18 protein-coding genes are annotated in these 23,762 nt (G+C 58.7%); 14 read left to right on the top strand and 4 right to left on the bottom strand.

Annotated elements, in window-relative coordinates; all coding sequences use genetic code 11:
* Nucleotides 1-137 precede the first annotated feature (137 nt).
* From AB7E06_RS09070 to AB7E06_RS09005, 14 genes are all read left to right on the top strand, one after another.
* Entirely contained in the window at nt 138-1,340 is a 1,203-nt protein-coding gene (locus tag AB7E06_RS09070; protein ID WP_346549200.1) for an ABC transporter substrate-binding protein, read from the top strand.
* Nucleotides 1,337-2,218, top strand: a complete 882-nt coding sequence (locus tag AB7E06_RS09065) for a branched-chain amino acid ABC transporter permease (protein WP_094195374.1) — start codon at nt 1,337-1,339, stop codon at nt 2,216-2,218. The genes AB7E06_RS09070 and AB7E06_RS09065 overlap by 4 nt, the downstream gene beginning before the upstream one ends.
* A complete protein-coding gene (locus AB7E06_RS09060; protein WP_125277325.1) occupies nt 2,219-3,157 on the top strand; it encodes a branched-chain amino acid ABC transporter permease in 939 nt (312 codons plus the stop codon). It abuts the gene before it with no gap.
* A complete protein-coding gene (locus AB7E06_RS09055) occupies nt 3,154-3,912 on the top strand; it encodes an ABC transporter ATP-binding protein (protein WP_346549198.1) in 759 nt (252 codons plus the stop codon). Before AB7E06_RS09060 ends, AB7E06_RS09055 begins: the two co-directional genes overlap by 4 nt.
* Nucleotides 3,909-4,625: an ABC transporter ATP-binding protein gene (locus AB7E06_RS09050; RefSeq protein ID WP_108728276.1), complete on the top strand. Its 717-nt coding sequence runs from the start codon at nt 3,909-3,911 to the stop codon at nt 4,623-4,625. Before AB7E06_RS09055 ends, AB7E06_RS09050 begins: the two co-directional genes overlap by 4 nt.
* Before the next feature lies 1 nt (nt 4,626).
* The gene (locus AB7E06_RS09045) at nt 4,627-5,304 is read left to right on the top strand and encodes a 4'-phosphopantetheinyl transferase family protein (RefSeq protein WP_108728277.1); all 678 of its coding nucleotides are present in this window, start codon (nt 4,627-4,629) and stop codon (nt 5,302-5,304) included.
* Between the two features lie 50 nt (nt 5,305-5,354).
* Nucleotides 5,355-7,001 carry a (2,3-dihydroxybenzoyl)adenylate synthase gene (locus AB7E06_RS09040; protein ID WP_427956470.1) on the top strand — a complete coding sequence of 549 codons (1,647 nt, stop codon included), beginning with the start codon at nt 5,355-5,357 and terminating at the stop codon, nt 6,999-7,001.
* On the top strand, nt 6,998-7,243 hold the full coding sequence (locus AB7E06_RS09035; RefSeq protein ID WP_108728279.1) for a phosphopantetheine-binding protein: 246 nt from the start codon (nt 6,998-7,000) through the stop codon (nt 7,241-7,243). The genes AB7E06_RS09040 and AB7E06_RS09035 overlap by 4 nt, the downstream gene beginning before the upstream one ends.
* A gap of 21 nt (nt 7,244-7,264) precedes the next feature.
* Nucleotides 7,265-11,188, top strand: coding sequence for an amino acid adenylation domain-containing protein (locus AB7E06_RS09030; RefSeq protein WP_346549196.1), 3,924 nt, complete (start codon nt 7,265-7,267; stop codon nt 11,186-11,188).
* Nucleotides 11,189-11,191: 3 nt separating this feature from the next.
* Nucleotides 11,192-12,442, top strand: a complete 1,251-nt coding sequence (entS, locus tag AB7E06_RS09025; RefSeq protein WP_094195366.1) for an enterobactin transporter EntS — start codon at nt 11,192-11,194, stop codon at nt 12,440-12,442.
* A 97-nt stretch (nt 12,443-12,539) separates the two neighbouring features.
* Nucleotides 12,540-13,937, top strand: coding sequence for an SMP-30/gluconolactonase/LRE family protein (locus AB7E06_RS09020; RefSeq protein ID WP_230018855.1), 1,398 nt, complete (start codon nt 12,540-12,542; stop codon nt 13,935-13,937).
* Between the two features lie 69 nt (nt 13,938-14,006).
* The gene (locus AB7E06_RS09015; protein ID WP_094195364.1) at nt 14,007-15,212 is read left to right on the top strand and encodes an isochorismate synthase; all 1,206 of its coding nucleotides are present in this window, start codon (nt 14,007-14,009) and stop codon (nt 15,210-15,212) included.
* A 14-nt stretch (nt 15,213-15,226) separates the two neighbouring features.
* Complete coding sequence (locus AB7E06_RS09010) at nt 15,227-15,865, top strand: isochorismatase family protein (RefSeq protein ID WP_427956464.1); 639 nt, start codon at nt 15,227-15,229, stop codon at nt 15,863-15,865.
* A 13-nt stretch (nt 15,866-15,878) separates the two neighbouring features.
* Nucleotides 15,879-16,661: a 2,3-dihydro-2,3-dihydroxybenzoate dehydrogenase gene (locus AB7E06_RS09005; RefSeq protein ID WP_427956461.1), complete on the top strand. Its 783-nt coding sequence runs from the start codon at nt 15,879-15,881 to the stop codon at nt 16,659-16,661.
* Between the two features lie 1,030 nt (nt 16,662-17,691).
* Here AB7E06_RS09005 and AB7E06_RS09000 read toward each other — a convergent pair.
* The 4 genes from AB7E06_RS09000 to AB7E06_RS08985 all read right to left on the bottom strand — a co-directional run bounded on the left by AB7E06_RS09000 (nt 17,692) and on the right by AB7E06_RS08985 (nt 23,750).
* Nucleotides 17,692-19,269 carry an alpha/beta hydrolase gene (locus tag AB7E06_RS09000; protein ID WP_321267448.1) on the bottom strand — a complete coding sequence of 526 codons (1,578 nt, stop codon included), beginning with the start codon at nt 19,267-19,269 and terminating at the stop codon, nt 17,692-17,694.
* Between the two features lie 109 nt (nt 19,270-19,378).
* Nucleotides 19,379-20,911: a methyl-accepting chemotaxis protein gene (locus AB7E06_RS08995; RefSeq protein WP_230018851.1), complete on the bottom strand. Its 1,533-nt coding sequence runs from the start codon at nt 20,909-20,911 to the stop codon at nt 19,379-19,381.
* Between the two features lie 178 nt (nt 20,912-21,089).
* On the bottom strand, nt 21,090-22,706 hold the full coding sequence (locus tag AB7E06_RS08990; RefSeq protein WP_427956456.1) for an EAL domain-containing protein: 1,617 nt from the start codon (nt 22,704-22,706) through the stop codon (nt 21,090-21,092).
* A 312-nt stretch (nt 22,707-23,018) separates the two neighbouring features.
* On the bottom strand, nt 23,019-23,750 hold the full coding sequence (locus tag AB7E06_RS08985) for a DsbC family protein (RefSeq protein ID WP_094195358.1): 732 nt from the start codon (nt 23,748-23,750) through the stop codon (nt 23,019-23,021).
* Nucleotides 23,751-23,762 lie beyond the last annotated feature (12 nt).

Raw genomic sequence — 23,762 nt, 5'->3', positions numbered from 1 at the left:
TGGACATTCAAGGGCGATGAGCCTTTATTTACATCAGGAAAGACCATAAAATGATAATGATTAACATTTAGTAGTGCAGCCTCCTGCCTGAAATGTCTACCCAGGCGAACTTGGCTCTCTTACGGAAACAAGCTCTCGTGACTCTCTCCCCTACCCGTGCTGGACGTCGTCAGCTTTTGCTGGCCGCTGCGGCCAGCCCTTTGCTATTTGGCGTACCCCGCCTGCTTCGTGCCCAAGACGGTCCCCTGAAAATTGCCCTGCTGACATCCTTGTCCGGCCCCTTCGCCTCCTTGGGCGAAAGCATGCGCGCCGGTCTGGAGTTGATGCTGCAACAATGCAATTACGAAATGGGTGGGCGCAAGGTGCAGTTGCTGGTCGAGGACGATCACGGCAAGCCGGACGAAGCCATCCGTAAAGTGCGCAAGCTGATCGAGCGCGACAAGATCGACATTTTGGGCGGCGTCATCAGCGCCAATATCGCACTGGCCATTCGTGACATCGTGCACGATGCGCAACTGCCTACCTTTATTTCCAACGCCGCTGCCAATGGCCTGGCGCGTGAAGCCGCCAGCCCCTACGTATTCCGCCCCACCAAAACGAGCTGGATGCTGGGTCATACCGGCGCCTTGTGGACCTTCGAACACATCGAAAAATCCGGCGGTATCACGCTGGGTTCGGACTACACCGCAGGCCGTGAATACATTGAGGACTTCGCCAACACCTATCAGGAACAAGGCGGCACACTGGGCGAGCGCATCTGGACTCCCTTGGGTACCCCCGACTTCGCGCCTATCCTGATGAATCTGGCCGCCAGCAACCCCAAGTTTGTCTACACATTCCTGGCTGGTGCCGACGCCGTTCGTTTCCACCAGCAAATGCAGGATTACCAACTGCACGGCAAGATCCAGATCGTGGGCCCCGGTGCCTTGTTCGACCAAGAAGATGTGATCACTGCGGTGGGCGAGGCCGCATTGGGTGGCGTCAGTACCTTCCACCAGTCCCCCGGCGCTCCGGCTGCCCAGGACTTTGTGGCCGCCTACCAAGCCAGCCGTGGCCGTTTGCCCGGCGAGGCCAGCACCTCCGGTTACGTGACCGGCCAGGTCATCAAGGCCGGTCTGGATGCGGTTAAGGGCGATCTGTCCAACAAGGTCGCCTTCAAGCAAGCCCTGCTGGACAAGCCTATCGACACCGCCTTTGGCCCCATGGCGTTTGACCCGCGCAATAACCAGTCCATTCTGGATATTTACGTCAACCGGGTGGAAAAAGACGCGCAAGGTCGCCCCTTTAACACCGTGGTTCATACTTACCAGCGTATCCAGGACCCCGGCCCGCGTTCTTGAGCCACACCTTGTCTTACTACCTGCTTCAAATCCTCAATGCCCTGTCCTTCTCGGCCCTGCTGATGTTGGCGGGGCTGGGGCTGTCTTTAGTGCTCAGCCTGATGAACTTCATCAACCTGACACACGGCTCTTTTTTCCTGCTGGGCGGCTACATCAGTGTCCAATGGCTGGCCTCTGGCGCGCCCTGGTGGCTGGCCTTTCCCGCCGCGTTTGTACTGTGTGGGCTGATGGGCTTGTTACTGGACCGCTTTCCCTTTCGCCAGTTCTATCAACGCACTCACCTGATGCAGGTGCTGCTGACCTACGGCCTGTCCGTGATTCTGGCCGATTTGATGCGCTGGGGTTTCAGCGCCGACACGCTCTCGCCCATGCTGCCGCAAGTGCTGCGTGGCGGGGTGTGGATCATGGGCCTGCCTTTCCCCACCTATCGCCTGTTCCTGATCGTCACCGGCCTGACACTGGCTTTGTTGTTCTGGTTCCTACTGGATCGCACCCTGTGGGGTGCGGCCATTCGCGCTTGCGTACAAGACGCCCAGATTGTCGAGACCCTGGGCCTGAATTCGCGTCGCCTGTTTGCCATCGGCATGGCGCTGGCCGCCGGTCTGGCCGGTTTGGGTGGCGCCTTGGGCGCAGGCATGTTGTCGGTCTACCCCGGTCTGGATGAAGAAATCCTCTTGCTGGCCTTGCTGGTGGTGGTCATTGGTGGCTTGAACTCAGTGCGCGGGACCTTGCTGTGCGCGCTGATTCTGGGTTTCGTCACCACTTTTGCCCGCGTCTGGGTCCCTGCTTTTGCCAATGCCGCTACCCTGGCCGTCATGCTGGGCCTTCTGCTTTGCTGGCCCAATGGCCTGAGCAAATCCGCTACGCGTCAGGTTTAAATGAACAAGCTCAACACCTGCCTGCTACGCACTGGACTTTGGCCCGCTTTGGCCTGCCTGGTCTTGCTCAGCAGCTATTTCTGGGGCGACGCCTTCTTATGGCGCTTTGGCACCGAAGCCCTGCTGATCGGTTGCGCCGTCCTTAGCATCAACCTCTTGATTGGTTACGGTGGTCTGGTCTCTCTGGGCCACGGTGCCGTCTTTGGCTTTGCCGCGTACGCCACTGCCGTCAGCAGTCAATACTGGGGCGCATCCTTGCCCTTGATGCTGCTGGTCGGCATTGCGGCAGGCACCCTGCTGTCTATGTTGATGGCGCTGATCAGCTTGCGCAGTTCCGAGCTGTTTTTCATGGTGGCCACGCTGGTTGCCGGTCAGTTGATCTGGGAAGTGGCATTTCGCTGGCGTGACGTCACCGGTGGTGCAGACGGCCTACGCGGTTTCCCGCGTCTGAGCCTGGGCGAGTTGCCCCTGAGCGCCCCCTACACCCTGATGATTCTGGCCCTGGTGCTGGCGGTGGTCTGCTGGTTGTTGCTGCGCTCCTTCAGCCGCGCCCCGATCGGGTTGGCCTTGACCGGCCTGCGCGACCAGCCCTTGCGCATGGCCGCCCTGGGTTATCAAGCATGGCGCATTCGCCTTTACACATTCATGATTGCGGGTGCGGTAGCGGGTGCGGCTGGCGGCCTGTATCCCTTTGCAAACCAGTACGTCAGCCCACAACAAGTGCATTGGAGTTTCTCGGCCACGCTCATCATCATGGGTGTGATCGGTGGCATACGCACCTGGCGCGGCGCATTCATCGGCGCTACGTTTTATCTGTTTGCCCAGACCTACCTCAGCTCCTACACAGATCGTTGGCAGTTGTTGGTGGGGTTGATCTTTGTGCTGACGGTTCTGTTCATGCCCAACGGTCTGGCTGAGCGGCGCAAGAGGTCCACATGAGCGTGTTACTAAGCACTCGCGAACTGGCCCTGCATGTGGGTGGCCTGGATATCCTGACAGATGTCAGCCTGGAGCTGCGTGCGGGCGAAACCCTGGGGCTGATTGGCCCCAATGGTGCAGGCAAAACCACGCTGTTCAATATCATCAGCGGTTTGACCACGCCATCCAGCGGCCAGGTTTTTCTGGAAGGCAAGGACCTGCGCAGTCTGGGGCCTATTGAGCGCGCCAGGCAAGGTCTGGTACGCAGCTTTCAGACCAGCCGCATTTTTCCCGAACTGAGCCTGCTGCAAAACCTGGCCTTGGCCGTGCGCATCAAAAAAGGCTGCGGCTATCACTGGTGGGGCCGCCAATCTGCCCGCAGCGCCAGTCAACAGGCGGCCGAAGCATTGCTGGAGCACAGCGCCCTGGCCGGTCGCGGGCATTTGCTGGCCCGCTCCCTGTCCTATGGCGAGCAACGCATTCTGGATTTGCTGATTGCCCTGGCGCAGCAACCCCGCGTACTCTTGCTGGACGAGCCAACGGCTGGCCTGTCCGAATCCGAATCCCGTGAAGTCATGGCGCTGGTCCATGCCATGCGCGGCCAATGCGCCGTGCTGCTGATCAGCCACGACATCGATATTGTTTTCCAGGAATGTGACCGGATCGCCGTGCTGTCGTCCGGCACCTTGCTGACCTGCGATACCCCGGACGCCGTGCGCCAGCACGCTGGCGCGCGCCAGGCCTATCTGGGTGAACTGGCTTTGGAGACCGCATGAGCACAGCGCTGAACATCTCGGGCCTGCATGCACGCTACGATCGGGCCGACATTTTGCAAGAAATTTCGCTGAATATTCCCGTCGGACAAAGCGTGGCCCTGCTGGGCCGCAACGGTGCCGGAAAAACCAGTCTGCTGCACTGCCTGTTCAATATGGGCCCGCAATGGAGTGGGCAAATCCATGTGCACGGTCAAAACATTACGGGTTGGCCTACCCACAAAATCGCCCTGCTAGGCATGGCGCTGGTGCCACAAGGCCGGGGCCGCTTTCCCACACTGACCGTGCAGGAAAGCCTGCGCCTGGCCGGGCTGGCCCGCCGTCCACGCTCGGATGATCGCTGGACGCTGAACAGCATTTATGAATCCATGCCGCGTCTGTACGAGCGCCGCCAGTCCTCCTGCTCCGCCTTGAGTGGTGGCGAACGGCAATTGCTGGCACTGGCCCGCGCCCTGCTGACACAGTCCTCCATTATTGTTCTGGACGAACCCAGCGAAGGCCTGGCCCCCATGACAATTCAGGACACCTTGCTGCCGCAGCTGCAAACGCTAAACGAGCAGGGCATTACCGTGCTGATTGCCGAACAGAATTTAAGCCTGGCTCTGCAATTGGCGGATCGAGCCTTGTTGCTGGGCAATGGTCAGTTGGTTTACGACGGCCCTGCCGAACAGTTGCGCCAGGACGCCGCCCTTTTGCAACGCCATTTGGGACTTTGACATGCTGGCTGTGTACAGCTTGTCGCTTCCCCTGCCTGCAGGTATGGAATCCTGGTTACGAAGCCAGATCCCGGACAGCACCCTGGCCGTGATTGCCCGCCGCAAGCGTCAATCAGATCAGCACTTAAGCCTGCTGGCCCACGGTGCCCTGCGCCATTTTCTGGCGCCTTTGCTGGGGTGTACGCCACGCGCCGTCCCCATTACTACGCTGGAACATGGCAAGCCGGTGCTGGATCTGGACGATACCGATCTGCACTTTAGCCTGTCGCACAGCGGCGAGCGCGTGCTGATTGGCATGGCCGACCGAATCATCGGCGTGGACATAGAAGCCATGCGCCTGCCCGTCAAACCAGGGTTGGTCGAACATTGCAGTGTGCCGTCCGAACGCAGTTGGTTAAAATGCGATCTGGATTTTTATGCGCTGTGGTGTGGAAAGGAAGCAGCCTTGAAACAGGCGGGCACCGGTTTTCATATTCAGCCTCAAGAGTTATCCTTGAACGGCCATCCGGATTACGGATGCACCGTACAATCCCCCCATCCCATCTTGCAAGATTTGGTGGTGCACAGTCACCGGCCAGTAGAAAACTATGCCGCTGCGATCTGCCTGAACACCCCTTTTGCTCCGTGGACGGTCAGCTTGCTGGACAGTGTTGAACTGCCTGACACCAAGCTGACTTAGCACGAGTAAATCTGACAAGCCTACTTATTTATGTAATAGTTCTCATTACCATGATGAAATCTATTCCTGTTGAACAAATTTGGCCTGACGCCTTTGCCCAGCGCTATCGCGATGCCGGACACTGGCAAGGGGAAACGTTTGGGGCCTTGTTGCGCACGCGCGCACAAAACCACCCGGAACGTGAAGCCGTTGTTGGCGGCACCCAACGCTGGACCTATGGCGCGCTGGATCAGTACGCCAGCCAAATCGCAGCGGGCCTGCTGCAAGCCGGTCTGCGCAAGGGTGATCGGGTTCTGGTACACCTGCCCAACATCCCTGAATTTGTCAGCGTGATCTTTGGCCTGTTCCGTGCTGGTCTCCTGCCCGTGTATGCCCTGCCAGCGCACCGCATTACCGAAGTCGAGCATTTTGCCAATACCGCCCAGGCACGCGCCTATATCGGTGTCGATACGCATGCCGGTTTTGACTATCTGCCCTTGGTGCGCGAGCTGCGTGAACGCTGCCCGCATGTAGAACAGGTTTACATCGTGGGCAATGCGCAGGAATACACCTCGCTTGCCCAGTTGCAAAGCAGTGCGGCCAATGTGGACGTGCCCGTATCAGCAGCCCAGCCTTCTGACGTGGCTTTCCTACAAATTTCAGGTGGCAGCACCGGCTTGTCCAAGCTGATTCCCCGCACGCACGACGACTACATCTACACCTTGCGTGAAAGCGCCAAGATTGCTGGCCTGAACGAAAGCAGCGTGTTCCTGGGCGCCTTGCCCATTGCACACAACTTCCCCATGAGCTCACCCGGTTTTCTGGGTGCGCTGTACGCCGGTGCCAAAGTGGTGCTCAGTCCCGCCCCCAGCCCGGACGTTTGCTTTGAGCTGATCGAACGCGAAGGCGTGACCGACACCAGCCTGGTCCCCCCACTGCTGATGCTGTGGATGGATGCGGCCACCAAGACCCATGCCAATCTGGAGTCGCTGCAAGTGATTCAGGTGGGCGGTGCCAAGCTGAACGCCGAAGCCGCCAAGCGCGTGCGCCCCACGCTGGGCGTGACCTTGCAGCAGGTGTTTGGCATGGCCGAAGGTCTGGTGAACTACACCCGCCTGGACGACCCCGAGGACATCATCATCAACACCCAGGGCCGCCCTATCAGCCCGGACGATGAAATCCTGATCGTAGACGACAACGGTGACCCGGTCTCCCCTGGCGAAACCGGCTACCTGCTGACACGTGGCCCCTACACGATCCGCGCCTATCACAACAACCCGTCGGCCAATGCCCGCTCCTTTACCGAGGACGGTTTTTACCGCACAGGCGACGTGGTACGCATGACGCCCGAAGGCTATTTGATAGTTCAGGGCCGTGCCACTGACCACATCAACCGCGCTGGCGAGAAAATCTCCGCCGAGGAAATTGAAGATCATCTGCTGGCCCACCCGCAGGTCTTTGACGCTGCCGTGGTGTCGGTGCCCGACGAGTTCCTGGGCGAGCGCAGTTGCGCCTTCATCATTCCCAAGGATGACAAGCCACGCGCGATTGAACTGAAGAAATGGATACGCAGCCGTGGTCTGGCCGACTTCAAGGTACCGGACCAAATCGTGTTTGTAGACCGTTTCATGGAAACGGCGGCCTTGAAGATCAGCCGCAAAGAACTGCGCGCCCAGTTGCGCGAGCAATTAGAAAACACAACGCAAGAATCATCATGAGTACTCCCCTTACCCTGGAACGCATGCGGCAAGACATTGCCGCCATGTTGCATGAAGACCCGCAGGACATCCTGGACGACGACAATCTGATCGATCTGGGCCTGGATTCCATGCGCGTCATGACCCTGGCTACCCGCTGGCGCGAGGCCGGCGCTCCTATCGAGTTTTCCGAAATGGCCTCGGTTGTCACCCTGGGCCAATGGTGGTCGCTGATCGAGCGTGCCCAACAAAACGGCCGCTGATTTTCTTACTGCAACACGCTTATGTTTAGCTCCCCTTCCGAACTGCCATTGCGCCCCCTGACCGAAGCACAAGAAGGTCTGTGGTACGCCCAGCGTTTGGACCCGCTCAACCCGATTTTCAACACCGGGCATTGCACCCATATCCACTCGGCGTTGGACACCGCGCTGTTTGCACAGGCCATCAATCTGACGCTGACCGAAGCCGATGCCTTGACCTTGCGCATGGTGGACACACCCGATGGCCCGGCCCAGTACCTGCGCCCGCAAGAGCCGATTCAGCTGGAAATTGTGGACCTGTCCGCTCACCCAGACGGTGCCGAACAGGCTCAAACCCAGTTGATGGCGGACCTGCGCACACCGCTGGACCCGACCATTGCACCGCTGGCACGGCACATTCTGTTTGTGTTGGGGCCCAAACACCATCTCTGGTATCAGCGTATCCATCACCTGGCCGCTGACGGCTATGGCATGGCGCTGATCGAGACGCGGGTAGTCAAGCTCTACAAGGCCTTGCTCAATGGCCATGAAGATCATGGCCATGAGCTGGAATCGTTCGCCCTCTTGCAGGATGACGATCAAAGCTATCGGGAGAGCGAGCGCCGCAGTAAAGACAGACAGTTCTGGCTGGACACCTTGAACGATGCAGAACCCGCCCAAAGCCTGAGCGAATCCCAGGCCTTGAGCGACCATCATTTCCTGCTGGCACGCCGCGCCGTCAAGCCCGAGCTGACAGCCAGCCTGCAAGCATTGGCACAAAGCAGCGATATCAGTTGGCCAGACATTCTGACGGGCCTGACCGCCGCCTATGTGCGCCGTCACACCCGCCAGGACGAATGCACGGTAGGCGTGCCCTGGATGGGACGTCTGGGCCATATCAGCGCCCGTATCGTCTCCACCGTGATGAACGTGGCTCCGCTGCGTTTGCAGATCGACGAATCCCAGCCTTTGAATCAATACCTGATTCAGGTTTCCAAGGCACTGCGCCAGGCGCGTCGTCATGGCCGCTACCGCAGTGAGCAACTGCGTCGTGATCTGGGTTTGCTGGGCGGCATGCGTCGTCTGCACGGCCCCATCATCAACGTCCTGCCTTTCGATGCACCCTATGAACAAGCAGGCCTGACCGCCAGCCAGACCGTGCTGTGCGCTGGCCCCGTAGAAGACCTGAACTTCACCTTCCGCGCCCAGCCCGATGCCAGTGGCCTGCGTCTGGAAGTCGAGGCCAACCCACGTCTGTACACCGAAAAGCAGATTCAAACCCATCTGACCCGTCTGGAACAGTTTCTGCTGCGTGCTTTGCAAGCCAACACCCTGTCTGCTGTGCCTACGCTGACGGACGCGGAACACCACCACTGGATTGAGACCGTCAACCAGACTGCTCACCCGGTTCCTGAAACAACACTGTGGGCACTGATCCACGCCCAGTTGCAGGCTCACCCGGAACAAAGCGGCCTGGAATTTGAAGGCAAGAAGCTCAGCTACGCCCAGATCAACGAGCAAACCGCCAATCTGGCCGCGCAACTGCGTCTGGCCGGTGTGCAGACCGGTGATATCGTCGCCGTGGCCCTGCCCCGCTCGCTGGAACTGGTGCTGTCCTTGCTGGCTATCCACCGTGCCGGTGCCGCCTACTTGCCGTTGGATCTGGACCAGCCTGCCGATCGCCTGAACACCATCTTGCAGGCCGCTCAACCGCGCCTGCTGGTTGGCCAGCCCGATTGCACGCTGAACGCCACCCTGCTGGTTCCTCAGCCTGAACAGGCTTGCAGTGCAGACGCCTGGACAGCCGCTGGTCCGCATGACCCGTCTTACCTGATCTACACCTCCGGCTCTACCGGCACACCCAAAGGCGTGCTGGTCAACCACGACGCCATCGTCAACCGGCTGGTGTGGATGCAAACCCATTACGGCATTGGCACGGGTGACCGCATTCTGCAAAAGACCCCGGCCACCTTTGACGTGTCGGTGTGGGAGTTCTTCCTGCCCTTCCTGTCCGGTGCAACCCTGGTCGTGGCCCCACCACAAGCCCACCGCGACCCCGCCCATATTGCCCGCCTGATGCGCGAACAGTCCATCACCGTGCTGCACTTTGTGCCCTCCATGCTCAGCGCCTTTCTGGATGAGCCTGAGGCTCGTGGGCTAGCGCCGCGTCTGGTGTTTTGCAGTGGTGAGGAACTGTCGGCCACTACCCGCGACCGCTTCCACTGCCTGCTGAACGCCGAACTGCACAATCTGTACGGCCCAACCGAAGCCGCCGTGGACGTGTCCTACTGGCCTGCTTCGCGCGAGGACAAATCCCAGCCTGTGCCCATCGGCTTCCCTGTGTGGAACACCGCTCTGTACATTCTGGACGAGCAATTGCAGCCTGTACCGCCGGGCGTGGCCGGCCACCTGTACCTGGCTGGCAGACAGTTGGCGCAAGGCTACTGGGGCCGCCCGGACCTGACTGAAGAACGCTTTGTACCCGACCCTTACGCCCTACATGGCGACCGCATGTACGCCACTGGCGATGTAGCCCGCTGGCGTGACGATGGCGCAGTTATTTTCCTGGGCCGCTCCGATCACCAGATCAAGCTGCGTGGCCAGCGTATCGAGCTGGGCGAAATTGAAGCCTTGCTGGCGCGCCACCCCGATGTGGCCCACGTCGCCGTGATTGCCCGTGAAGATGTACCCGGTCAAATGGCGATTGTGGCTTACTGGGTGCCGCAAGCAGGCAGCCAGTGCACGGACAACACGCTGACCGCGTATGTCGGCGAGCAATTGCCGTCCTACATGGTGCCCAGTGCCTGGATCAGTCTGGACGCCTTGCCCGTAACGGCCAACGGCAAGCTGGACCGCAAGGCTCTGCCCGTACCGGCCTTGCAAGCACGCTCTGCTGGTTTGCCACTGGAAGGGGCCACTCAACACCAAATCGCCGCTGCTTTCGCCACCGTGCTGGAAAGCAGCGACGCGTTTTACGCCGACGACGATTTCTTCGCCCTGGGCGGACATTCGCTGCTGGCCGCCAAACTGGCCTTGCTGCTGCGCGAAGCACGCAGCCAGGCCGTCTCGATTGGCACTATTTTTGAGTACCCCACCATTGCCCGTCTGGCCAAGCACCTGGATCAGGCAGGCAGCACGACTGCCGATGGTTTTGGCCCCATCATCACCTTGCGTCCGGCACAAAGCGACCAACCTGCGCTGTTCGTGATTCACCCGGCCGGAGGCTTGTCCTGGTGCTATGGCGCGCTAGCGCGTCACCTGCCCCCAGGTCGTGCCGTCTACGGCCTGCAAGCCAGTGTGCTGTCTGACGCCTCGCTGGGTCTGGATAGCAGCCTGGATGCCATGGCCAAGGTGTATGTGGATCGTATCGAGCACGTTCAGCCACAGGGCCCCTACCATCTGGCCGGCTGGTCCGTGGGCGGCATTATTGCGCAGGCCATGGCCGTCGAACTGCGTCGTCGCGGGCAACTGGTGGGCATGTTGTCCTTGCTGGACGCCTACCCCAGCGATGCGTGGCGTAACGAACCGGCTCCCGAACCCAACGCCATCTACAAGGCGCTGCTGCATATTGCGGGCCATGATCCGGACAGCTTGCCCGACGTTTCCCTGACCCGTCAGGGCGTGGTGGACTTCCTCAAGCGCAGTGCTCACCCGCTGGCCGAACTGCCTGACACGCGTCTGGACAGCGTATTTCAGGTGGTGGAGAACAATAACCGTCTGGTGCGTCTGTACGAGCATCACGTCTATGACGGCCCCATGCTGTATTTCCGTGCGGCTCTGGACCACGCAGGCACACAATTGCATCCCAATTTGTGGCAGCCCTATGCAGAGCAGCTAGATGTGCACGATATTGCCTGCCTGCACGCTCATTTGACCGGTACTGAAGCCGTGGCCGTCATGGCCCCGCTCATGGACTCGGCCATGGCTTTTGCCGAACAGGCACAAGCTCAACCTGAACTCGATGTATAAGCCATGTCTGTAAGACGTTTCTTTCTGGATATCTCGCCGCTGATCGAAAGCCGGGCCTTCCGCTTTGCCTACTTCGCTCGGGCCGCCACGGTGCTGGTCACCGGCATGTTGATGGTGGCTGCCAGCGTACAGCTTTATGATCTGACCAAATCCAGTGTGGCCGTTGCTTTCCTGAATGTGTCCATGGCCACCCCCATGGTGCTGGCACTGATTGCGGGCGGTGTTTTGTCGGACCGCATGGACAGGCGCAGTCTGATGGTCTGGTCGCGCAGTGTCTACATCCTCAGCGTGCTGCTGTTCCTGATCAATACGCTGCTGCCCAACCCGCAGGTCTGGCTAATCTATGTGGCTGCAGCCATTGGTGGCGCGGCGGGCGGCATCAGCGTGCCGGCCATGATGTCGGCCACCCCGGCCCTGGTCGGTCGAGACAAGCTGGCCGCTGCCGCTGCCCTGTCCGGTTTGGCCATGCAGTTGGGCGGCATTATCGGCCCCGCACTGGCAGGCGTTCTGATCTCTGGCCCTGGCCTGATTTTCTGCTACGTGATCGTGCTGTGCGGTGTCATTGTCACCCCTTTGCTCTTGCGCGCTCTGCCGCCCTTGCCTCCGCAAGCGGGCAAGCAGCCCCAGAAAAACGCCTTCCAATCCCTGCGCGATGGCCTTGCCTTTGTAGCCAGCCACCCTTTGCTGCGCGCCCTGTTGCTGATTGATCTGGCCGCCTTGATTTTGGCCACGCCCTTGGCCTTGATGCCCGAGTGGGGCGACACCATTCTGAACATGGGCGCTACCGCCACCGGCTATCTCTACGCCGCCCCGGCGGTAGGTGCCACGCTGGCTGCCCTGTCCAGTGGCTGGTGCCGCCAAGTGTCCCGTCCCGGTGCCGCCATTGTGCTTGCCGTACTGATCTGGGGTCTGGCTGTTGCCGCCCTGTCCCTGCAAACCACCTTATGGTGGGCACTGATCTGCCTGGCCATCATGGGCGCAGCCGACACCATCTCCAAAATCATGCGTATGGCGCTGGTTCAGCACCACACCCCCGATTACCTGCTGGGCCGTGTTTCCAGTCTGTGGATGACGCAATACTCCCTGGGCCAGGCCCTGGGCAATATGCAAATGGGCTATCTGTCCCGCCTGCTTGGACCGGCAGTCGCTGTGGCCGTCGGTGGTCTGGCTTGCGCTGCGGTCGCAGGTGGTTTCGGCGTGTTCAATCAAGGTCTGCGGTCAGCCCGCAAACAGGATGGCCCACCCCATGCCTGACATCTCGATTTTGTTCTATCCACGCCTGCTGCACGCCTGTAGAAAGAGCTCCTACATGGACCGTCTTGTCGACCGAACTTTTATTTAGGATTAAAAGATGCTAATCAATGTCAATTGCATTCGTCGTACCCCCGCTGCCCTGCTACGCAAGGCCGGCCTGAGCGCCGCCGTCCTGTCCCTGTCTCTGGCCAACGCCTTTGCGGCTCCTGCCTTTGACCAGCCTGACGCTGACTTCCGTGGTTCCATGAATGCTGCTGGCGTGGTCTACGCAGGCACCGAAGCTCAACTGGCAGGCCGTGGTTTTACGCCCGGCCAGGAAGTGATTCTGCTGCAAAACGGCCACACCCTGACCCCCAAAGCGCTGGTTGCTGACAAGGAAGGCAATCTGAGCACCACCCTTGCCATTCCAGCCGAAGCCGCCGTTGGCGTGCATCCCGTGGTCATGCAGGTCAGCAAGCCATCGACCGCTGGCATCTTCAACCTGAAGGTTTCCCCTAAAGTTGAGCTGAGCGGTCAGGACAAATTTGAACTGCAATCCCAGCACCTGGTGCCCGGCTTGTACCAAAGCGCCTACAGCCCCAAGAACAAAGTGCTGTTCGTGACTTCTGCCGTGGGCCGTCCACCCGTCAAGCAATCGCAATTGCTCAAAGTTAACCCCAAGACCCTGGCCGTTGAAGCCAGCGTGACCCCCGCCGCTCAACAAAGCCGCAATGATGGCCAGGTTCAAGCTGTTTATGGCGTGGACGTGGACGATGCGCACGGCCATGTTTGGGTCACCAACACCCGCAGTAATACAGTCGCGGTCTACAGTCAAAAAGACCTGAAACTGGTGAAACAGTTTGAGGATGGTGCCGCCAGCCACGCCCGTGACGTTGTAGTGGATCAGAAAAACCAACGCGCCTATGTCTCCTCGCCCGGCTCCAAGCTGATTTCTGTTTTTGACACGAAGAAATTGGCGACACTGGACCCCATCGAACTGAAATCCCAAACTCGCGGCCAGCTCAGCCCCATGAGCCTCGCCCTGGATGACGAGAATGGCCGTCTGTACACCGTCAGCGCCAGCACCAATGAGCTGCTTATCATCGACCTTAAAGACGGCAATGCTCAGACCGTCTATGCCCTGCCAGGCTCACGTGGCGCGGCCGGTGTGGCCGTGGATAGCAAAAACGGACAAATCTACGTGGCCTCCCAGGGCAGCGACAACCTGCTGATCGTCAACGCCAAAGACGGCTCCGTCCAGCACGACATCAAAATCGGCGCTGGCGCTTTGAACGTAGCCTTCGATCCCAAGACATCCTTGGCGTACGTGGCCTCCCGTGGTGCGGGCACCGTGACCGCCGTGAACGGCAAGGGCGAAATCGTTGCCAACCTGGACGGTGGCAGCTTCCCCAACCACGTTTCCCTGGATGGCGACGGCAATGCCTACCTGGTCAACAAATCCAAAGGTAAGGATGACCAGACTGCTGACCGTATCACTCGTATCCACCTGAAGTAAGCCGCCTGACGCGCCCCTTTCATAAAAAGGGGCGCAAAGGCAAAACCCTTGCCCTTAAAAAGGACTCCTATGAACAGCCGTATAGCCGACCAAGTCCGCCCCGCCACCATTGAAGAATGGTTAAGGCATTACCGGGCCGACAGCAGCGTATTTGCCTCTCCCACCGTCAGTTTGATGGCACACGGCACGGCACTGGAGCGGCATACCCATAATGCCCAAGGACAATTGCTGTCAGATGCCCAGACCTTGCTGTCACAAGCCGCACAACAAGGTCTGGACGCCCCCCTGCTACTGGGTGTGATTCCCTTTAACCCGGCCCGCGAAGCCTATTTACGCGTGCCCAAGGAATACCGACGCGATCCCGTCTTGCTGCGCCCGGTCCAGCGCCCACCGCTGGCCAAATCCGGCAACAGCATTGCCAGCCAAAGCCTGCTGCCCAACGGTGCGGGCTACGAAGACAGCGTCAGCCGCATCCTGGCAACGATGCGCGAACAAAACATCTCCAAAACCGTGATGGCCCGTACCGTGACCATCACGCTGAACGAAGCCCTGGATCGTCAGACTGTGTTGAGCAATATGCTCCACAGCAATCCGGCTGGCTACACCTACGCCCTGCCCTTGCCAGGTGGCAAGGCCCAAGACCCAGATCTGTTTTTTGGAGCCAGCCCCGAGCTGTTGGTGCGCCGCCAAGGCGATCTGGTTACCGTCAACCCGCTGGCAGGTACAGCCCCGCGCTTTGCCGATCCGCAACGCGATCAGGCCAGCGCAGAAACCTTGATGGCGTCCAGCAAAGACCTGCGTGAACATGCCTACGTGATCCAGGACGTAGTACGCATCCTGTCCCAGTTCTGCGACTGCCTGGACGTGCCCGACGGCCCCAGCCTGACCAGCACCGCCAATCTGTGGCACCTGTCCACGCGTATCAGTGGCCGTTTGCGCGACCCATCCGTCACCTCTCTGGAACTGGCATTGGCCATGCACCCCACACCGGCCGTGTGCGGTTTGCCCACCCAGCCCGCCATGCAGGCCATCGAAGCCACCGAGGTCTTTGATCGCGGCTACTTTGCGGGTGCCATAGGCTGGAACGACCACGAAGGCAACGGCGAATGGGCCGTGGCCATCCGCTGTGGCCACTACACCCAGCAAAATCTGACCTTATCGGCTGGCGCTGGCATTGTGGACGGCTCCGTCCCTGCCCTGGAGCGTCAGGAAACCGGCAATAAACTCATGACCCTGATCAACTCCCTGGGTCTGGCACAAAACATCACTCTTTAACGGAGACACGGTTCATGACCATTCACGCCTTGCCCAGCTACGAGCTGCCTCAAACCCCCGTAGCCAACCGCGTCAATTGGCGGCCTCAGGCCAATCGTGCCGCCCTGCTCATTCACGATATGCAGACCTACTTTCTGCAGAAATACGATATGAGCCAGGCTCCGATCCCCATGTTGATCGAACGCATCGCGGCCCTGCGCGAGGTCTGCCACTCGCTGGGCATTCCCGTGTTCTACACCGCCCAGCCTACCGAGCAGCCCGAGAAAGACCGTGCCCTGCTCAACGATTTCTGGGGCCCTGGCCTGACCGCCACCGAATTTCACACTCAACAAGCCGTCGTGCCCGAGCTGGCACCAGCCGAACAGGACATCATGCTGACCAAATGGCGCTACAGCGCCTTTCAGCGCTCCGATCTGCGCGAGCAACTGCGTCACCTGGGCCGCGACCAACTGATCATCACCGGCGTCTACGCCCACATCGGCTGCATGACCACCGCTCTGGAAGCCTTCATGCAAGACGTGCAGCCCTTCCTGGCCATTGACGGCGTTGCCGACTTCTCGCTGCCAGAACACCACATGGCCATCCGTCACGTCTCGCAACGCTGCGGCGTCAGCCTGACCTGCGCCGAAATCCAGGACAGCCTGCAACGCTAAACAGGGAGTACACATGAGCACACAAGAATTTGCAGGTGAATGCGTTGCCGTCACGGGCGCGGCCCGTGGCATCGGCGCCTCTGTGACCAAACTGCTGCTGGAGCGAGGCGCCAGCGTCATCGCCCTGGACCTGGACGTAGAAGGTCTGACCCAACTGAGCCAATCCGAATACAGTGAGCGGGTTTCCTGCCACCTGGTCGACATCAGTCAGGCCGATGCCGTTGATGCAGCGCTGGCCCAAGGCCAGGAAAAACTGGGCCCCATCCAGCGCCTGGCCTGTGTCGCGGGCGTCCTGCAAATGGGCCGCATCACCGAACTGAGTAACGAGCAATGGGACCGCACTTTCGCCATCAACACCACCGGCGTCTTTAACGTCTGTCGCAACGTGGCCAAAGGCATGATAGAGCGCAAACAAGGCGCCATCGTCAACGTCAGCTCTAACTCCGCCGCCACTCCCCGCATCGCCATGGGCGCCTACGCCGCCTCCAAAGCTGCCGTCACCCAACTGAGCCGCTGCCTGGGGCTGGAACTGGCCCCACACGGTATCCGGGTGAACATCATCTCTCCCGGCTCCACCGACACCCCCATGCAACAAGCCATGTGGGCGCAAGGTAGCTCGCGCGAAACGGTTATCGCAGGCTCCGGCGAGAACTACCGTCTGGGCATCCCCCTGCAGAAAATTGCCACCCCCGAAGAAATTGCTGAAGCCGTGCTGTTCCTGCTCTCGGACCGCGCCAGCCACATCACCCTGTCTGACTTGCGCGTGGACGGCGGTGCCACACTGGACCAAGGCTAAACAGCCAGACGCAAAAAAGGGCGGATTCTCCGCCCTTTTTTATTACCCTTGACCCGTCCTGAATTAAGTTGACACTTTTTCTCCTTATCGAAGGAGAGTCAATGGAGACAAGGCATTCGACACAGCCAACGTGATTACAGCTTGGCTTTTAAATTGCGGGGGGGCGAGCAAGTTGGCCTACAAGCAGGCTCAGCAACGCTATGGTACTCAAGGTCACTCAACCGTTTTAGTATAGTGCCGTCAACACGGCTTGCAGGACTGACCCGTCCTGAGCGACATTGACACTTTTTCCCTGTCAAAAAAGCATGAATTGAGACACTGAATCCGAAGTCACCAACGTGATGACTCGTCTGGCTTTTAAATCACCAAACGAAAAACTCCAGATAACAGCATGCCCACATCCACACGAGTGATCACGCCAATAAGAAAGGATCACAGCATGCCAAGCCAAAGAAAAACACCAGCAAACCGAATTACGAGGAGTGTGGCCAAGTGGAGCCAGACTCAGTCAGATCAAATCGGATCAGGTCAGGTCAGGTCAGGTCAGGTCAGGTCAGGTCAGGTCAGGTCAGGTCAGGTCAGCATCAGATTAGCCCACATTGCCGACAACACCCTACGGCATCATCCCCTAACCCAGTCAAATCTTCTGCAGTAGATCGAGCAACTCCAGCGCCCCCAACGAGTCCCCCATCAAAAATTGCAAGTAGGTCTACTCAAGAGCACTACTGCCATGCTGTTCGGGTCGGGGCAGGCTCAGGCGGGGCGGATCAGAGTGCTTGCCGCGGGCCTGAGATTGCGTAGGGATGCAAGGGGCCTGCTGTTCGAGTCGGACGCTTGTACTTGGTCCGGGGACCAAGTACCCGGCGAGTTCAGGCCCCGCCCGTAGCGATCTCAGGCCAAGGGGACTGGTGCGCAGCACCAGCAAACGCTCAGCCCCGCCGGAGCCTGCCCCGACCCGAACAGCCCCCGGTCCACTCTCCTGAGCCTGTCTGTATGTAGCCCGTCTCTCACAGCTTAAGTCCAGATGCGGCTACTTCTTCTCCTCAGCCAGAGCCTCACCCTGCTCAATCCCAAACAAATGCTCCAGCCCCAACGCCAACGCATCCCGCCAAGCCACAAAATCATGTGCCGTCGCACTTTCCACGTAACGCACGTCATACCCTCGCGCCCGCAGCACATCATCCAAATGGCGATTAGCCTGCACCAGGCTGACATCCCGGCTGGAGCCAGAGGACTCAAATACCCCAGCACTCATGTAAATCTTCACTGGCACAGCAGGCGAGTCCGCCATCTGCCGCGTCAGCCACTGCCCGCGCGCCTGACCGGCGGGAGCCCACCAGAACGAGCCTGACATACTCAAAACATTGCCAAACAACTGCGGCAATCGCCAGGCCGCATGCATGGCAGCCAAACCACCATAACTGGAACCACCAATCGCCGTCTTGTCTGCTGTCGATTGCACACCCTGAGCACTCAACCAAGGCATCAGCTCCTTTTCCAGAAACTGAATATAAGCCTCATTCGGCGGCAACTCGCGTGCACGCTCCGCCATGCCTGGATTGTCCACCAGGACCAACCACATCGGCGCCACACGCCCCTGCGCAATCAAGGAATCCAGCATGGCAGGCGCGCGCGCCAAATCCCGATAGTCACGGCCATCAAACAAAATCAAGGTGTGATCAATTTCCTGAGCCCGAGTACCAGCAGGCTGATAAATCTGCACCTGCCGCTCCACACCCAGAGCCTCACTGGGCAAGCGTTCCGTACGCCATTGCCCCTGCCCCAACTGCTGCGGCTCCAGATTCACCACCTGGGCCGGTGCCTGCGTCAAACGCAAGACCGAATCGCCATCGAACAGATCCTTGCTGTTCTCCGGCAACACCCTGAAATTGTGAGGATCCCGCTGCAAGGCCGCACGCAACACTTCACGCGCCAGATTCTGGCCTACATAAGGCACATCCGGTGCCATGCGATAGGCAAAGCGGGCATCACGCGGCAAATCGTAGGTGATGTACCAGATATCGGACTGGCCCAAACGATGCATGCGATCGCTATAAGAGAAGGGGCCACCATGCAGACGAACCTCGTTTTGGGCCCCGCGCCAGACAAACGTGACGCGATCATGCGTATTGCTGTAGCGTTCCACCAAAGGCGAGCCGACACGCTGCACATAGTCCCAGAAACCGCGAGACGACTCACCCGCCCGCAAACGCATGCTCCACTGACGGATCACATCACCTTGCAAAGGCTCGGCCTGAACGGGAGCTTGAGGCGCCGTGACGGATGTCACCTGCCACTGGTACTCGCCCTGCCCCAGCACACGCAAACGATACTCGCCCGCCGTGCTGGCAATAAAACCAAAAGGACCACCTCGCTCCGGGGCATCCGCCCAATGACGAATCGCCTTGCCATCCGGGCCGAACAGCTCCAGCATCACATCACCACTGTGCTGCCAACTGCCTTGCACCAGATCATTGTGCTGCAAGCTCAATATGCGTTCATGATGTTCGTGCGGCTGAACCTCACCCTGAGCCGAGGGCAGCGTAGCCGCCCAAGCCGACCCGAGCATTCCCACCATCAATACAGCAACAACAGGTGCGCGCAACATACATCCTCCTAAACGCCGGTTTGCCGCAGGACAATCCCAGTACCAAGAAGCAGTATACGATCAAAAATAATCAGCGCACCCCTTGGCTGACGCGAGATGGCGCCATTGATCACTCCAGGCGGAAAGCCTGAATCAAACGATCCAGCTCTTGCACCTGGTCCTGCAATTCGCTGGAGGTGTGTGCCACCTGGTTCACCATCTCCGCGTTTTGTTGAGTAGCCGAATCCAACTGCCCCACAGCCACGTTAATCTGCTCGATACCAATCGTTTGCTCGCGGGTAGAAGCGGCAATCTCATGCACAATCGTCATCACTTGCGAACTGCCCGTGACCATCTCATCGATCACCTCACCCACCTGCCCCATCAATCTGGCCCCTTCCCGAGTACTGTCGGAGGATGCTTCCACCAATTGAGCAATCTCCTGGGCAGAGGCCGTGGTACGCTGCGCCAAGGCACGCACCTCACCGGCCACCACCGCAAAGCCTCGACCTTGCTCACCGGCCCGTGCCGCTTCCACAGCCGCATTCAACGCCAGAATATTGGTCTGGAAAGCAATCGAGTTGATCACAGTCGTAATATCTGCCACCTTGCCGCTGGAGTCACGAATCGCATCCATGCGGTCCACCAGCTCGCTGACCATCTGACCACCATGCTGAGCGGTTTTCTGCACCTGGCTGGAGACTTCCTCGGCACGCATGGCGTTCTCTTCGCTCATACGCACTGTGCCGGTCATCTCTTCCATGGCCGATGCCGTTTCCTGCAAGGCCGCCGCCTGCTGAGTGGTGCGGCTGGACAGCTCCAGATTGCCAGCGGACAGTTGCGAAGTATCGTCCGCAATCACTCCGCTGCTGTGCTGCAAGGTGCGCATGACGTCATTTAGCTTCAAACGCATCTGCTCGATGGACGCCATCACGCTATTGTCCGGAATCGAACGCAGGGAGTGGGCAACCCGCAAATCACCATCGGCAATTGCTTGGGCAGCGCCATGTAAAACGGTGGGTTCGGCACCAAGCTCGGCCAAAATCTGGCGCGCCAGAAACACCGTCACTGCCGACACCAGCACAATAATCAACAAAAACACCACCGAGGAGCTGAGCAGGCGGCTTAGGAAACTGTCCTTGATGTTATCGATATACACGCCCGAGGTCAGCACCCAGTCCCACTGGGCCACCCCTTTGCCATAGGCCAGTTTGGGCGCATTGCTTTTGTCAGTGAGTTTGGGCCAGTGATATTCCAGAAATCCTTCACCGCCATTGCTGGCAATACGGCTCATCTCGGCAAAGGGATGTACCCCATTGCTATCGACCACGGCACTGACGTCCTGGCCATCAAGATCTGGTCGCGTGGGGTTCATGATGGACACGACGTCAGTCGATAAAACCGACACATAACCTTCCTGTCCAAAGCGGATACTGGCAATGCGTTGCAGCGCCTGTTTTTGCGCCTCTTCCTTGCTGAGGACGCCTTTGCTGACCAATTGCTGGTAGTCCTGCGTAATGCTCACTGCAATATTGACGATGTGCTGCAAACTGCTTTTTCGCTCTTGCATCTGTGCCTGATAGAGCTGGTAGTTCACAAACGTAAAAACCGCCGCCAACGCCATCAAACACAAGATCAATGGCAACCACAATTTCTGTTTCAAACCCAAACGCATCATATTCCCCGAGCAGCACTGAAAAGACAGGTCCCAGGTATGCAAAAACCGACCGTGTCAAAACGGTCGGCCTGCCAGGAGGCCCCATCGAACAAGCTGGGTAACGGCCTCGGGCTTAAAATACTTAATCAAAGTTACATATAGAGATAATTGATACTAAGGCGGCTTATGAAACACTTCCGCTTACACGTCGGGAAGCGTCATGACCTTGGCCAAAAGAGGGCTCACTGCTGGCTAACGTCAGCAAGAAACCGTCTTCAGACATTAACTCCGAGGTCAGACGGCCTTGGTAATGGCCCAATTCCAGACTCAGCGCCAGATCACGCTGCTCCAGGTTATCGACGCCTTTAATAACCAGTTCAAAACCCTGTTCGCTCAGCAAATGGCACCCGGTTTCCAGCAAAGCCTTGAAGGTGGGCTCACGGCAGGCGCGCTGAATGACCTCGGCTTCCAGCTTGACGCCACTAATCGGCCAGCCCCGCAAGCAGCTAAGCTTGTGGTTTTCAATGTCAGTGCTGGTCAGCCAGACCTGAATGTCCTGCTCTTTCAGGAACTGCAAGGCCTGCATCAGTTCCGGCGTTTCTTCCAGCTCCTGGTCGCTGAACAAATCCAGCTCCACGCAGCAAGGCTGCAACTCAAACTGACGCAACATAGCCGGCATGCGCTTATAGATAGGAAGCACCATATCGATAGGCAGTTTCAGGCCAATATGGCTGGCGCGCAGCGAATAGTCTTGCCACCAGCGACGCACATCGGCCATCAAGGTGCGCAGCATCCACTCACACAAGGCCTGGCGTTGAATCGAGTCCGGCATATGACGCAGCACCAGATCCGAGGACAGGCGCAAGCCGGTGGGCGCTGTCCAGAACACCTGGGCATCCACGCCACTGTACTGGCCAGTACTCGTGGCCACACGCAACTGATAAGAAAAAGACAGCGCTTCGCTAGCCTGGGGATCGAGCACATCCAACGTTTCCAGCGCGTGCAGCAATTCCAGCGGCGTAGGCTGGGACGCTTCCTGCTCGATGCGCGGAGTGTAAAACTCCATAATCTCGGTGTCTTGCAGCTCTTGCTGGGCGATTAATTTACCCGTAAAGGTATAACCCCAACCATGCACCGACTTGATCGGCAAAGCCACGCCCGCCTGACTGGCCTTGCGGCGCAAACGGCTGATCAAAGAATCCACGGCACGGCTGTCGCTAGCCGCCAGACCCTTGTCACGCATCAGGTCTTCACGGCTGAAACGGGCATCCGCATGCCGTATGAATGCATCCATTAATTGACGCTCGCTATGCGTCAGCTCCAGGCCCACACCATTAGGAGCTACCAGGGTCCAGCCCTTGTCACGCAGGATCCACTCCTGCTGCCCGCTATGTTCCTGAACCTCTTGCATCGCCTGGGAGGCACTCACGGCAGCATAAACATTACGGCGGCGCACGGCATGGCACCAGGCCATCAACTCGGGAACTTGCACATCCAGTGCCAGACAAGCATCCGCCCCCGTCAGCAACAACTGTACTCGCGCACTGGCAGACAGGCCGGACTGAACGGCCACAATACCCAAAGAGCCAAAGTCATTGCGCAATTTGGCCACCATCAACGGCACGTAGCCCGCCTCAACGGGGAACAGCAGCAGATCAGCCTGGCTCAGGCGTGCCTCGGCGACCTGCTCCAAGGAGCTGACAACGCTTGTTTTGGTACCGAAAACCCGCAGTTGCTCCAGCCAGTAGTGCAAGCCCTCGCCTTCTTCCAAAACAATCAACACGCAGCGTGCATGTTCCATAAGCGCCTACTATTTAATTATTGCCAGCGCTGCGATGATCCAAGTGCAGGCCGACAATACTATTTTTTATCAATAGTTGGAATTATCACTTCTAGAATACAGAGCACAAAGTAAAGAATGGTCAAATGTGGCGTTTGAAATTTTTTGTCTTCAAAATAACGCCTGCCTTACCCTCTGAACCAGAGCGGGATTATTTTCCAACACTGATTTCTTAAAATACCCATCTCACAAATAATTATAGTTTTCATAACACAAGGGTATAAAAAACCCGCTCGAAAGCGGGTTGCTCTAGCTCAAGACTGGCTGGAATAGTTATTGGGCAGCGGCCTGCAGACGGGACTGCAACTGGTCAACAGGCAACCAGCCATCCACACGACTGCCATCAGCAAAATAAATAGCCGGTGTACCTTGGATGCGCAGTTTCTGCCCAGCGGCCAGTATTTGATCCAGGGGATGTTCACACGAGGCTTTCTCAGGCCGGGCTCCACCCCCCATCCAGTCGCTCAGAGTTTTAGCCGGGTTCTGTGCACACCAGATATCCTCGGCTTTACGGCGGCTATCGGGGCCCAGAATGGGGAACATCAGACTATAAACCGTAATATTGTCGATCTCCTGCAAAGTGGTATGCAGACGTTTGCAATAACCGCAATTGGGATCTTCAAAAACCACCATTTGGCGACTCCCATCGCCTTTCACCAGCTTAATGGCTTTATCCAGCGGTAAGTCATTCAGTGAAACACGGCTGAGCTCCTGCATGCGTCGCTCGGTCAAGTCAATTCGATTTTTACTATCCAGCAAAGAACCCTGCATCACAAAATTGGCCTGCGGATCGGTATAAAGCAAGGTTCCGCCTACCTCCACTTCCAGCAGATTGGGAAACGGTGTGGCACGAATACCATCCACCGTCACGCCCGGAAAAACCGCCTCAAACGCTTGGCGAGTAGCCTCGAAACGCGTGTCTATTTTGGCAGGGCCGGCTGCCTGAGCCAGGCCACACAGCGACAACAGGGCCAGGGCCAAGACAGAACGAAGGTGCAACATCATGACGTACTTCCT

It is taken from the genome of Alcaligenes sp., from assembly GCF_050255915.1.
Classification (GTDB): Bacteria; Pseudomonadota; Gammaproteobacteria; order Burkholderiales; family Burkholderiaceae_B; genus Alcaligenes; species Alcaligenes aquatilis.
This window is presented reverse-complemented; position numbering and strand designations above follow the sequence as displayed.

Bases quoted from the DNA above. Each gene is read 5' to 3' on its own strand.
- AB7E06_RS09060 (WP_125277325.1), top strand. From the start codon at position 2,219: ATGAACAAGCTCAACACCTGCCTGCTACGCACTGGACTTTGGCCCGCT.
- AB7E06_RS09055 (WP_346549198.1), top strand. From the start codon at position 3,154: ATGAGCGTGTTACTAAGCACTCGCGAACTGGCCCTGCATGTGGGTGGC.
- AB7E06_RS09050 (WP_108728276.1), top strand. From the start codon at position 3,909: ATGAGCACAGCGCTGAACATCTCGGGCCTGCATGCACGCTACGATCGG.
- AB7E06_RS09045 (WP_108728277.1), top strand. From the start codon at position 4,627: ATGCTGGCTGTGTACAGCTTGTCGCTTCCCCTGCCTGCAGGTATGGAA.
- AB7E06_RS09040 (WP_427956470.1), top strand. From the start codon at position 5,355: ATGATGAAATCTATTCCTGTTGAACAAATTTGGCCTGACGCCTTTGCC.
- AB7E06_RS09035 (WP_108728279.1), top strand. From the start codon at position 6,998: ATGAGTACTCCCCTTACCCTGGAACGCATGCGGCAAGACATTGCCGCC.
- AB7E06_RS09030 (WP_346549196.1), top strand. From the start codon at position 7,265: ATGTTTAGCTCCCCTTCCGAACTGCCATTGCGCCCCCTGACCGAAGCA.
- entS (WP_094195366.1), top strand. From the start codon at position 11,192: ATGTCTGTAAGACGTTTCTTTCTGGATATCTCGCCGCTGATCGAAAGC.
- AB7E06_RS09020 (WP_230018855.1), top strand. From the start codon at position 12,540: ATGCTAATCAATGTCAATTGCATTCGTCGTACCCCCGCTGCCCTGCTA.
- AB7E06_RS09015 (WP_094195364.1), top strand. From the start codon at position 14,007: ATGAACAGCCGTATAGCCGACCAAGTCCGCCCCGCCACCATTGAAGAA.
- AB7E06_RS09010 (WP_427956464.1), top strand. From the start codon at position 15,227: ATGACCATTCACGCCTTGCCCAGCTACGAGCTGCCTCAAACCCCCGTA.
- AB7E06_RS09005 (WP_427956461.1), top strand. From the start codon at position 15,879: ATGAGCACACAAGAATTTGCAGGTGAATGCGTTGCCGTCACGGGCGCG.
- AB7E06_RS09000 (WP_321267448.1), bottom strand. From the start codon at position 19,269: ATGTTGCGCGCACCTGTTGTTGCTGTATTGATGGTGGGAATGCTCGGG.
- AB7E06_RS08990 (WP_427956456.1), bottom strand. From the start codon at position 22,706: ATGGAACATGCACGCTGCGTGTTGATTGTTTTGGAAGAAGGCGAGGGC.
- AB7E06_RS08985 (WP_094195358.1), bottom strand. From the start codon at position 23,750: ATGATGTTGCACCTTCGTTCTGTCTTGGCCCTGGCCCTGTTGTCGCTG.